Origin of the sequence: Hyunsoonleella pacifica (genome assembly GCF_004310335.1) — a bacterium.
In the GTDB taxonomy this organism is placed as follows: Bacteria; Bacteroidota; Bacteroidia; order Flavobacteriales; family Flavobacteriaceae; genus Jejuia; species Jejuia pacifica.
The window spans coordinates 261,879-274,694 of sequence record NZ_SIRS01000005.1 but is presented as its reverse complement, the minus strand read 5'-3'; the positions used below and the strand labels follow the sequence as shown (position 1 = coordinate 274,694).

At 33.7% G+C, this 12,816-nt stretch carries 9 protein-coding genes and 1 riboswitch; of the genes, 4 read left to right on the top strand and 5 right to left on the bottom strand.

The window, feature by feature from the left end; all coding sequences use genetic code 11:
* Window positions 1–3 precede the first annotated feature (3 nt).
* From EYD46_RS13200 to EYD46_RS13190, 3 genes are all read left to right on the top strand, one after another.
* Complete coding sequence (locus tag EYD46_RS13200; RefSeq protein WP_371870109.1) at window positions 4–1,968, top strand: glycoside hydrolase family 13 protein; 1,965 nt, start codon at window positions 4–6, stop codon at window positions 1,966–1,968.
* 78 nt (window positions 1,969–2,046) lie between these two features.
* Complete coding sequence (locus EYD46_RS13195; RefSeq protein WP_130937646.1) at window positions 2,047–3,921, top strand: alpha-amylase family glycosyl hydrolase; 1,875 nt, start codon at window positions 2,047–2,049, stop codon at window positions 3,919–3,921.
* 3 nt (window positions 3,922–3,924) lie between these two features.
* On the top strand, window positions 3,925–5,592 hold the full coding sequence (locus EYD46_RS13190; protein WP_130937645.1) for an alpha-amylase family glycosyl hydrolase: 1,668 nt from the start codon (window positions 3,925–3,927) through the stop codon (window positions 5,590–5,592).
* A 121-nt stretch (window positions 5,593–5,713) separates the two neighbouring features.
* Here the strand turns inward: EYD46_RS13190 and leuB are convergent, their stop codons facing one another.
* Window positions 5,714–6,832 carry a 3-isopropylmalate dehydrogenase gene (gene leuB / locus EYD46_RS13185; protein WP_130937644.1) on the bottom strand — a complete coding sequence of 373 codons (1,119 nt, stop codon included), beginning with the start codon at window positions 6,830–6,832 and terminating at the stop codon, window positions 5,714–5,716.
* An 82-nt stretch (window positions 6,833–6,914) separates the two neighbouring features.
* Window positions 6,915–8,090: a 2-isopropylmalate synthase gene (locus EYD46_RS13180; RefSeq protein ID WP_130937643.1), complete on the bottom strand. Its 1,176-nt coding sequence runs from the start codon at window positions 8,088–8,090 to the stop codon at window positions 6,915–6,917.
* 149 nt (window positions 8,091–8,239) lie between these two features.
* Between EYD46_RS13180 and EYD46_RS13175 the strand changes: the two genes are divergently transcribed.
* The gene (locus tag EYD46_RS13175; RefSeq protein WP_371870112.1) at window positions 8,240–9,784 is read left to right on the top strand and encodes a hypothetical protein; all 1,545 of its coding nucleotides are present in this window, start codon (window positions 8,240–8,242) and stop codon (window positions 9,782–9,784) included.
* Between the two features lie 460 nt (window positions 9,785–10,244).
* Here EYD46_RS13175 and EYD46_RS13170 read toward each other — a convergent pair whose 3' ends face one another.
* From EYD46_RS13170 to EYD46_RS13160, 3 genes are all read right to left on the bottom strand, one after another.
* Complete coding sequence (locus tag EYD46_RS13170) at window positions 10,245–11,390, bottom strand: pepsin/retropepsin-like aspartic protease family protein (RefSeq protein WP_130937641.1); 1,146 nt, start codon at window positions 11,388–11,390, stop codon at window positions 10,245–10,247.
* A gap of 169 nt (window positions 11,391–11,559) precedes the next feature.
* Window positions 11,560–11,784, bottom strand: a complete 225-nt coding sequence (locus EYD46_RS13165) for a helix-turn-helix domain-containing protein (RefSeq protein WP_130937640.1) — start codon at window positions 11,782–11,784, stop codon at window positions 11,560–11,562.
* Complete coding sequence (locus EYD46_RS13160) at window positions 11,781–12,338, bottom strand: DUF2975 domain-containing protein (RefSeq protein WP_130937639.1); 558 nt, start codon at window positions 12,336–12,338, stop codon at window positions 11,781–11,783. The genes EYD46_RS13165 and EYD46_RS13160 overlap by 4 nt, the downstream gene beginning before the upstream one ends.
* A 319-nt stretch (window positions 12,339–12,657) precedes the next feature.
* A riboswitch (SAM riboswitch) is annotated at window positions 12,658–12,782 on the top strand.
* The last annotated feature ends 34 nt before the right edge of the window (window positions 12,783–12,816 follow it).

The window sequence follows — 12,816 nt, the reverse complement described above, 5'->3', positions numbered from 1 at the left end:
ATAATGATTAGAGGTTCAAAATACAGATATTTTGCAGGTGTATTACTATTTTTAGTAGCACTTACTACAGCGTGCAAAAAAGAAGTGAATATGTCTAAAGAAGAATTCTCAGTACCATCTGAGGCTATTGAACAAAACGATATCAATCGTGTTGAGCCAATGCATTGGTGGATAGGTTTTAAAAACCCAAAATTACAATTATTGGTGCATCATCCTAATATTTCAAAGTGGGAACCAAAAATAGCCCATCAAGGCGTCGTGATAAAAAAAGTGTATCAAGGAGATAGTCCCAATTATCTCTTTATTGATTTGCATATAGCAGAATCAACTGTCGCAGGAAAATTTAACATCATATTTCAAAAAGAAGGCGAAAAAGATTTATTACATACCTATGAGTTGAAAAAGCGCCAAAGCCCTTCGGATGATTTTAAAGGTTTTGATAGTAGTGATGTCGTGTATTTAATTACACCAGACCGTTTCGCTAATGGTAATCCTAAAAATGATGTGGTTTTAGGTATGAAGGAAGAAACCATAAGTAGAAAAGATAATTATGCACGACATGGAGGTGATATTCAGGGGATCATCAATCATCTGGATTATATAGAAGATATGGGGTTTACCGCTATTTGGTCTTGTCCGCTATTAACCAACGATATGCCAGAGAGTTCGTATCATGGGTACGCTATTACGGATTATTATCAGATTGACCCTCGCTATGGTACCTTGGAGGATTATGTGTCTTTATCCTTAAAATTGAAAGAAAGTGGTATGAAATTAATCATGGATCAAGTAGCCAATCACTGTGGATTGGAGCACTGGTGGATGAAAGATTTACCTTTTAAGGATTGGATTAATCATCAGGCACATTATGAAGAAAACATTGAGCATTGGACGGGTAATATGAGCAAAACCACTAATCACAAACGTACTACGAACCAAGATATATATGCCTCTAAAATTGATAAAGAAAACATGAGTGTAGGTTGGTTTGTTTCAGTTATGCCCGATTTAAATCAGCGTAATCCTTTCATGGCACGTTATACCATTCAAAATAGTATTTGGTGGATAGAAACAGCAAATCTTGGAGGTATTCGTCAGGATACCTATCCATACCCAGATAAAGATTTTATGAGTCAATGGGCTGGGGAAATTATGACAGAATATCCTAATTTTAGTATTGTTGGAGAAGAATGGAGTTTAAATCCTTTGCTAATTGGATATTGGCAAGATGGCGCAAATAACAGAGATGGTTATAAATCAAATTTAAAGTCGCCTATGGATTTTGCTATGCAGCGCTTAATTGTTGAGGCACTAAATGAAGAAGAGCAATGGGATACAGGTTTGATTAAGATGTACGAAGGATTGGCCAACGATTTTCATTATGCCAGCCCGAAAGACATAATGATTTTTCCTGACAACCATGATATGAGTCGTGTTTTTACGCAGTTACATGGTAACTTAGTGAATACCAAAATGGCACTAAGTTATACGTTAACATTACCCAGAATTCCTCAAATATATTACGGTACAGAGATCTTGATGCATGATTTTGATAAACCTGGAGACCATGGATTAATCAGAAGTGATTTTCCTGGAGGCTGGGCAAATGATAAGGTTAATGCTTTTTCTGGAGAAGGACTAAAACCAGACCAGATGAATATGCAGTCTTTTTTAAAAAAAGTATTGAATTATCGTAAAAACAGCAAGGCTATTCACAAAGGAAAGACAGTGCATTTTGCACCTAAAAATGGGATATACGTATTATTTAGACTTCATAAAGATGAAACGTTTGTTCATATTCTTAACAAGAATATAGACGAAGTAGATTTAGATTTGAGTAGATTTAAGGAGATAGGATTGGATGGAAAATCTTTAAAAAATATAATAACGGGAGCAACTGTAAAATGGGATAAGACATTAAAATTCAATACTAAAGGTAGTGTGATGTTAACTACAAAAAAGCTGTAGTAATGAAATGAGTGTTTGTTATTTTATGGAATCTACGTTTACATAGGTTATTAACTTTTCTTTTGAGAGCAAATTAGTATGAAGTTCGTCCGTTTTTTTATAGTTGTTTTGGTAATAGGTACGCTGGGTTGTAAATCTGAAGTTCGAGAAAATTTAGCAGTAATTGATGAAAAGTCAGCTAAGAAAAAATACGTGATATATCAAGTGTTTACCCGTTTATTTGGTAATACAAATACCACCAACAAACCTTGGGGAACAATCGAGGAGAATGGCGTTGGGAAGTTCAATGATTTTACCGAAAAAGCTTTGCAAGAAATTAAAGATTTAGGTGTAACACATATTTGGTATACAGGTGTGCCACATCATGCTGTAATTAACGATTATACTAAATACGGTATTACAAATGATGATCCAGATGTAGTTAAAGGACGTGCTGGTTCGCCTTACGCAGTTAAGGATTATTACAACGTAAATCCAGATTTAGCTAAAAATGTTGAGAACCGTTTGGATGAATTTGAAGCTCTTATAAAGCGAACACATCAGGCAGGATTAAAAGTGATTATTGATATTGTACCAAATCATGTAGCACGTAACTATCAGAGTAATTCTAAGCCAGAAGGTGTAAAAGATTTTGGGGAAAACGACGATCTTTCTGTAGTTTATGATAGGGATAACAATTTTTACTATAATCCATATGAGGTCTTTAGAGTGCCTGAATGGAAAAACGACTATTCGCCATTGGGCAATGAAACGCATCCATTAGAAGATGGTGTATTTCCAGAACAACCTGCAAAATGGACAGGAAATGGTTCAAAGTTGTCACAACCCGATATGAACGATTGGTATGAAACCGTAAAAGTGAATTATGGAATTTTACCTGATGGTAAAAAAGATTTTGATCTACTTCCAGATAGTTTTGAAAATAAGAATTATAAAAAGCATTTTGAGTTTTGGAGGGGTAAAGATGTTCCTAATTCTTGGTTAAAGTTTAGGGATATTGGGCTGTATTGGCTAGAAAGAGGAGTAGATGGTTTTCGTTATGATATGGCAGAAATGGTGCCTGTAGAATTTTGGAGTTTTATGAATTCATCTATTAAAATGAAAAATTCTGAGGCATTTTTGTTGGCTGAGGTTTATAATCCCTCATTGTATAGAGATTATATCAAAAGAGGTAAAATGGATTATTTATATGATAAGGTACAGCTTTATGATACCTTAAAGCATGTAATTCAAGGCTACGGAAAGACAGATAATATTCCACCAATATTAGAAGATTTAAAAGATATCGAACATCACATGTTGCACTTCCTAGAAAACCATGATGAACAGCGTTTAGCAAGTCCTGATTTTGCTGGAGATGCAAAAAAAGGAAAACCAGCTATGGTTGTTTCTGCAACATTAACCACAGCTCCTACTATGATTTATTTTGGACAAGAAGTAGGAGAAGATGGTTCTGAAAACGCAGGTTTTGGAGCTCCTACAAGAACATCAATTTTTGATTATGTGGGTGTTCCAGCACATCAGCGATGGGTAAATAATAAACAATTTGATGGAGGACAATTATCAGATAAAGAAAGGCGTTTAAGAGCTTTTTACAAGCGACTTTTAAACTTTACAATTGGTAGTGAAGCCTTAACAGGAAAATACCAAGATATTCATCAATTAAACAGAAAACACACGAAAAATTATTCTGATAAAGTATTGTCTTTTGTGCGTTGGAACGATAATGAAAAGTTGATTGTTGTTTCAAATTTTGATAGTGAGAATAGTTGCGAATTTAATTTAAAGTTATCCAAAGATATCATTAGTAAGTGGAAGTTGATAAATGGGAATTATAAGCTAGAAGATCAATTGTTCTACAATTTCAATCCGACTTTAAATGTTGAAAACGGATTAGGCAGTATTAAAATACAACTAAAACCATTAGAGTCTTTTATTTTAAAATTAAAGTAAACTATGAAGCGATATATTTTAGTTCTACCATTGGTTTTGTTTCTTTTCAATTGTAAAGACAAAAAACAAAATCCAAAAGAAAAAGCAGAAGTTCCTTTTGTCTGGGAAGGCGCTAATGTCTATTTCTTATTAACAGACAGGTTTAATAATGGCGATACTTCAAATGATGTCAATTTCAATAGAATAGGAGAAACTGGAAAATTACGTGGGTTTGAAGGAGGTGATATTAAAGGTGTAACACAGAAAATTAAGGAAGGTTATTTTACCAATCTAGGGATTAATGCTATTTGGATGACACCAATTGTTGAACAAATCCAGGGAGGAACAGATGAAGGAACAGGTTTTACCTATGGGTTTCATGGGTATTGGACCAGCGATTGGACAGCTATAGATCCAAATTTTGGAACAAAAGCAGATTTACAAGAACTAGTACAAACGGCGCACAATAACGGTATCCGTATTTTATTAGATGCTGTGATTAATCACACAGGACCAGTTACAGAAAAGGATTCACTTTGGCCAGGGACATGGGTAAGAACAGAACCGCAATGTGATTACCAATCTTACGAAAATACGATAACCTGTACTTTAGTTAAGAATTTACCAGACATTAAAACTGAAAGTAATGAAGCTGTAGAATTACCCACTCAATTAGTGCATAAATGGAAAACTGAAGGCAGATATGAACAAGAAGTGACAGAACTAGATGCGTTTTTTAAAAGAACAGGACATCCTAAAGCACCCCGCTTTTACATAATGAAATGGCTAACGGATTACATTATTGAGTTTGGAATAGACGGTTATCGTGTAGATACAGTAAAGCATACTGAATCATACGTCTGGCAGGAGTTTAAAACTGAATGTGATGTAGCATTTGCAGAATTTAAAAAAAATAATCCTGATAAAGTTTTAGATAATAACGACTTCTATTTAGTTGGAGAGGTCTACAATTATGGGGTTTCGGCTAAAAAAGCATTTGATTTTGGCAATAAAAAAGTTAACTATTTTGATAATGCTTTTAATGGATTGATAAACTTTGAGGCAAAATGGAATGCAGCACAAATGCCTATAGATGATTTTTTTACTAAATATTCAGATATTTTAAATTCAGATTTAAAAGGTTATGGTGTGTTAAATTATTTAAGTTCACATGACGATGGTCAACCATTCGACCCCTCAAGAGAAAAACCTTATGAAACAGCAAACAAATTATTGTTGTGTCCTGGGGCATCTCAGGTATATTATGGCGACGAAATAGCAAGGTCTTTACTGGTTGAAGATACTCAAGGTGATGCAACACTGCGTTCAGTGATGAATTGGGATGATTTAGAAAAAAATGAAGTCATTTTACGGCATTGGCAAAAATTAGGGCAATTTAGAGCTAACCATCCTGCTGTTGGAGCTGGGATGCATCAAATATTAACTGAAACACCCTATGTATTCTCAAGAGTATATTCAAGAGGAGATTTTAAGGATAAAGTGGTTATTGCTTTAAATGTCTCAACAGATGTCAAACAAATTAGCGTGTCGGACGTTTTTTTAGAAGGACAAACTTTAACCGAGTTTTACAGTGGCAACATCCTAAAGGTTGAAAATGGGAACGTTAATGTAGAGGCTCTAGGATCTACTATTCTATTGGAACCATTACATTTGTTTAAATCTCCACGTTAATATTAGCTATTAGAAATAAACCATTCAAAAAGAAAAAGAGCCCTAGAATTGGGCTCTCGTTCCGGACATTTCCGTAAAGTTTAGTTTGGTATTTAATTGTATTGGTGACTAATTCAAATAATTAAATAATTGTGGATTGTCCTAAGTGAATATTAGTAAAGTTTAGATTGGTTTCTTCTGGATTATTTATAAAATCTTCTATAAAATCTCCCACCTTACTTGTGGTAATATTATCGTATTTAGTATTTAAATCTGGAGTGGTAATATGTAATTTTAACGATTTTTCTACAGCCTCTCTTACTAAAGCCGCTTCTTCAGATAAATTAAAATGATCCAACAGCATAGAAGCAGAAAGTATAGATGCAATTGGGTTGGCAATCCCCTTGTTTTTCGCTTTGCTATAGGAGCCATGAATAGGCTCGAACATAGCATGAGTATCTCCAGTAGAAGCCGATGCTAATAATCCTATAGAGCCCACAATAACACTAGCCTCTTCAGATATGATATCCCCAAACATGTTTTCGGTTAAAATCACATCAAACTGTCTAGGATTTTTAATAAGCTCAACGGCAGCATTATCAATAAACATAAAATCCAAAACTACGTTCGGATAATGTTTGGCCAGCTCTAAAACCACACGGCGCCACAGTCTCGAGCTTTCTAAAACATTAGCTTTGTCTACTAAGGTAACTTTACCTTTTCTAGATTGAGCCGCTTTAAATGCAGCATGAGCAATACGTTCAATTTCAAAACGGTGGTACTCGCAAACATCATATGCGGTATTGCCATCACTGCTTAAACTTTTTTCTCCAAAATAAATACCTCCAGTGAGCTCGCGATAGATGAGAATATCAGTATCTTTAATTTGCTTAACTTTTAAAGATGACTTATTCAATAAATCATCATAAGCAATTACTGGCCGAATATTGGTGTGAAGTCCTAATGCCTTACGAATACCTAAAAGGCCTTGTTCTGGACGTATTTTAGCATCAGGATCAATATCATAAGCTGTATCTCCAATTGCGCCAAAAAGAACAGCATCAGTGTCTTTACACAAATCTATAGTTTCTTCAGGTAAAGGATTTTCAAAAGCGTCTATAGCCGCCGCTCCAACTAGTCCATATTTAAAATTAAATGTATGCTCGAATACCATACCAATAGCTTTTAGCACCTTAACTGCTTCAGCAGTAACCTCAGGCCCTATACCATCACCAGGTAAAACAGCAATGTTTAATTTCATTTGATTTATGGTTTTTATCTCTTAAATTGAAAAGCTTCTTGTAAATTAAGAAGCTTTAGAATTATTAATAAAATTTTTTCGATTAAGAGGATACAATTTCTTTATATACCTTACTATTCTCTATAATTTTGTGAATATCGTTATCATCCACTTCTTTTTTCTTATCAGCAAAATCTAAGAAATTAGTGTAGATTTCATCTAATTGTAATTTGGTCAATTCGTAACCAATATTTTTGGCTCTATAGGCTAATGCAGCTCTTCCACTACGAGCTGTTAATACAATAGCAGATTCTGTTACACCAACGTCTTTAGGATCTATAATTTCGTAAGTTTCACGATTTTTTATTACACCATCTTGGTGTATTCCAGAACTATGCGCAAAAGCGTTTGCGCCTACTATAGCTTTATTAGGTTGCGTGTAAATACCCATGCTGTCTGATACTAATTGACTAATACCATATAGCATTTCAGATTTAATTCTAGTATCTAAATTCAAATAAGGATGTTGTCTTAAAATCATCACTACCTCTTCTAAAGCAGTATTTCCAGCGCGTTCTCCTATACCATTTATAGTACATTCTATTTGGCGTGCACCATTAATAACACCTTCTATAGAGTTTGCAGTAGCCAAACCTAAATCATTATGGCAGTGGCATGATAAAATAGCTTTATCAATATCTTTTACATTCTCTTTTAAATACTTAATTTTTGCACCATACTCATGCGGCAAACAGTACCCTGTAGTATCAGGAATATTTAGTACAGTAGCACCTGCTTTAATTACAGCTTCGCAAACGCGAGCTAAATATTCATTATCAGTTCTTCCAGCATCTTCGGCATAAAACTCAACATCCTCAACAAAAGTTTTGGCGTAACTTACTGCTTTAACAGCACGTTCTATAATAGCTTCTTGAGTAGATTTAAATTTGAATTTTATATGAGAGTCAGAAGTGCCTATTCCTGTGTGAATTCTAGGAGTCTTTGCATATTTAAGTGCTTCTCCAGCAACTTTTATATCATTTTCTACAGATCGGGTTAAACCACAAACCGTAGCGTTTTTTACAATCTTAGAAATTTCTTCTACCGATTTAAAATCCCCTGGGCTAGAGACGGGAAACCCCGCTTCAATAATGTCTACCCCTAATTCATCCAGCTGTTCCGCAATAACTAGTTTTTGCTCAGTGTTAAGCTTGCAACCAGGGACTTGCTCTCCGTCTCGGAGGGTAGTATCAAAAATTTGAACGTGATTATCAGACATTTATTAGAATATATTTTCTTATTGTGATACGAATTTATATTTTGGTTTCGTAAAAGTTACTATTCATCTCATTTTTTTTACGACGTTTAACTGAGTTGATGATTTGTTAAATATTTGAAAATCAGTTTTTTGAATATGATTTTATGACTATGGTAAAAGAGCAAAAAGATAACTTATTTGTTTTGGTAAAATCCCTTTCAAAGTCTGAAAAGCGACAATTCAAGCTTTACGTTGGTCGATTGGGAGTAAACGAAGATTCAAAGTTTTTAATGCTATTCAATATTCTGGATAAATTAAAAACCTATGATGAAGCTGCTATTTTAAAAAAAGGTATTGTAAAAAAGCAGCAGTTATCCAACCTTAAAGCACATTTGTACAAGCAGATTTTAATTAGTTTACGCTTAAACCCATCACATCAAGATATCAGGATTCAAATCCGTGAACAACTCGATTTTGCAACAATTTTATATCATAAAGGACTTTACAAACAAAGTTTAAAAATCCTTGATAAAGCTAAGAATTTAGCAGTGTCAAACGAGGAAAAAAATGTGGCGTATGAGATTGTGGAATTAGAAAAAGTTATTGAATCTCAATACATTACCAGAAGTATTAGCAATCGTGCAGACGAACTTACCATACAAGCAAAAGAGTTAAGTTTACAAAATGTGCTAGCAAGCAAACTCTCTAACCTGTCCTTGCAGTTATATGGGCTGTTTTTAAAAACAGGTTATGTAAAAAATGATGAAGAATATCAGATTATTGATAAATACTATCACGACAGATTACCCAGATACGATATTAACAAACTAGGTTTTAGAGAAAAACTGTGGTTGTATAAAGCAAAATTATGGTACAGTTTTTTAACGGTAGACTTTTTAGCCTGCTATAAATACGCCTCTAAATGGGTAGGCTTATTTTATGATAATAAAGAGATGATTGTGCTAAATCCTGTGTTTTTTCTTCGTGGCAACCACTATTTGCTAGAAGCACTATTCTACTTAAGGCAACACGAAAAATTTCAGGAAACGCTCGCAAAATTCGAAGCTATAACACAAGAAAAATGGTTTCCATTAGATGATAATACAGAGTCCTTAGCCTTTTTGTACATCTACAACAACAAGTTTAACTTGCATTTTATTGAAGGTAGTTTTCAAGACGGTTTACCATTAATAGATGAGGTTTTAGAAAAACTAAAAAACTACAAAAGTCGTATTGATGAGCATCATATCATGGTGTTTTATTATAAAATGGCAAGCATGTATTTTGGAGCAGGCGAAATTAGAAAATGCATCTATTATTTGGATAAAATAATAAGCAACAAATCGCTGCAAATGCGGGAAGATTTATTGTGCTTTTCTCGCATATTAAATTTAGTGGCACACTACGAAGCAGGTTTAGATTACAACCTAGATGTGCTCATCAGGAGTACGTATAAGTTTCTAATAAAAATGGAAGATTTGTACGAAGTGCAGAAGGAGTTTATCAAGTTTTTACGTGTGTTACCAGATATATATCCGCACGAAGTAAAAGGCGAATTCATCAAACTGCACAAAAAGTTAAAAGAGTTTGAGAACGACCCATACCAAAGTCGGGCGTTCCTGTATTTAGATATCATTTCATGGTTAGAATCTAAAATAGAAAACCGACCAATCGGACAAGTTATCCGCGATAAATTTTTGCAAACACAAACTTAAATTTTTTGGGCGCAACCCAAAAGGGGTCGGGCTTTTCACTATATCTTTTCACGAAGCGTCCCGAACTTGTTTCGGGATTCCATTAGTCTAGTCAAATCCAAAGATTATTTAAATTCTCTTGTTTTAAGTTCGCAAAAAGGATGTCGCTGCAATCCCTTGCGCGGGGTTTATTTGCTAAGTTATGGTTAAACTATTTAGTAGGCTTAGCTTTTTTTGGAAAGTTCGTTTACCGTTCTGTATAAGATGTTGTAGCCATCCCGCTGGGTGGGTATACATTTTATACCTTGTTGTATGGCTTTTTACTTGTAAGTACATCTTCGATTAACATTGCAATATTTCACTAATCAGTCATTTAGAGAATGTGTGTTTATTAGAGATGGAAAAAAGGATTTACTATTAATAGTTTCTAATTCTATTTAGTTGGTTTTTATTCATTAAGTTTTTATCTTAATCATTGAAGTCAAAGTTTTGTCCATGTTGATTTCCTTTTGGTTTCTTTAAGGGTCAAGGTAGAATAATCAATTTTACCGTCTTTATTTCTTGAAAAAACTATCGAAATATGCATTGGCTTGAAGCTGAACGTGTAATTATTTACAGGAACCATAGGGAGTGGGTTTTCCCCCTTTGCAGTAAGATATAAAAGGTTTTTCTTTGCTTCTAATGTGATTGTAAAAGGAAGGTTTGGAGATGAATATTCTCCTTCATACATTTTTAAGTAGGCATCATTGATTGAAAAGACCTCTTTAATAGGGCGAATTCCAAGTCTCTTGTTATTGTAGTCAATCAATAAGTTAAAGCGTTCCAATTCTCTTAAGCCAATATGTCCTGCTCTGTTCTTATCGCGAGAATGTCCAGTGGATGTATACCTAATCGGTATTGCCCAATTGGTAAATCCAGCAATTTCCAAACTATGAGCGGGCCATAAAACTCCCATCATTGGTTTGCCATCTATTCCCATACCAATAATTTGTTCTTTCTTTTCTACTGGAGCAATTATGTTTTTGCTGAGATTTGTTTTTACCCACATGTAGTTCATGTTTCCTAAATCAAAATGTACTTTAAGTGGAATTTTTTCGTCTTCAGGCTTAATCCGTAAATTAATATTACAATAAGGCTTATTGTTTTTAAACTCAAGATTTGAATAGGTCCAATGGTTTTGGGGAATATCTTCCTTTGGGTTATGTAATGTTACGGTTTTGTTTTCTTGATTAATTTCTAAGGTTACAAACCTCAAAAGATCATAGCCTATAATGCCATCATAGGGTACATTGTCATAAGAAGTGCTTTTGAAAAACATTTCTGGAGGCCACAGCGCTACAGATAGGTTTTTAAGAAAAATACTATCATTCAATTTAAGATGTAACCCATCAATAAACTTTACGGACTTTTCCATATAGTTTTCTGTGTGTGAGCCAATTTCATCATGCTCATTCAAAGGGTCTTTAAAGCCAATGGACCTATCAGATTCTAAAATACATGTGATGGGTGCACCAGTATCCAAAACAAAGTTTAATGGATTTGAATTGTTTATTTGCAGTTTAATAACGATTAGCCCATTGATGATTTCGTAAGGAAGTGTTAGTGGTTTTTCTAGTGTATTTACCATGACTGGTTCCTTTGTGTTTAGCGCAGAGGGGTTGCAAGCGTTAAACAATAAGATTATTGCTATAATTGAATATAGTTTCATTTTCGTTAATAATTATTGATTTAATAGCTCCTTTTAAAAAGCAGTTTTTCTTAATTGTGCCTCAAATCATGAGGTTCTCAGTTTTCTGTTAGTTTTCATTTCGTGAATTAGAGGGAACGTGTTCTAAGATATCTCCAGGTTGACATTCCAATATTTCACAAATGCTATCTAGGGTGTTAAACCTTATGCCTTTTACCTTACCGGTTTTTAAAAGTGAAAGATTGGTTTCAGATATACCAATGGTTTCAGCTAATTCTTTTAGCTTCATTTTGCGTTTGGCCAGCATTACATCCAGATTTATAACGATACTCATAATATTGAATCTTTATCCTCTTGCAAGAGTTGACCTTCTTTAAAAACTTCACTAAGACTTAGGCTGAATAACGCAAATAGCAACAAATCTAGTGGAAACCCTATTTCTAAACCTATCCCGTGTTGTCCCTCGTCAACAAAATTGATGGTTCTAAAAAAGGCGATTGCTAAGGTATATTTAGCTATTCGTTTGAAATACAACATGTTTTGACTATGGAATGTTTTATAACCTCTAACTGATTTTAAAATTTTGATTACTTCATTAGTAATCAATATAAATAGTAAACCCATTGTAGCTAGGCGCAGTAGTATCCAGATTTTCATTCCTGAACCAACTTCCGCAATAGGGATACTTTTTGCAGTATAATCACATTCAGTACATAAGTAAAAGGTTGAAATATTTCCATCATTTAAAATTTTAATATCGGGATACGATTCTGGAAAAATAAATAAATAGCCTATATAAAGAATAAGTGCAGTCCCTCCAACTATTGACAACCAAAAAGTGAATCTATTAAGGTTTAATGTGGTCTGAATTATTTTATTTCGTTTCATGAGTAATAACTTTTATTTATACAAACGTAAATAAATTTATGTAAAACATAAAATAATTTTTAGTCATAATTTATATTACTGTGATTAGATTTTAAATTTGATTATCGTTAATTTTTAGGTATGCTCTTGATGTCGGGAATGACATACAATGTTGATGGATATGCGCCGTTGGTAATGGCTTATATCTGACGCTAAACGAAGATAGCCGAAAATTTCTACAAATAGATTTCAGGAATAAAAACAAAATTTTTCTAAAAAAATTTGCAGATTAACTTTTCTACACGATATTTGCAATCACAAAGTTCAAAAACGTATTGAAATGTTATCAAGAAAGGTGGAGGGATTAGACCCGATGAAACCTTAGCAACCCTTTAAACTTATTAAAGAAGGTGCTAAATTCTACTTAAACCCCAATTCATTTATTGGTGTTTGGATAGATAACCAAAAAAATTACAGTCTGTAGTTTTAAAAAATTCTT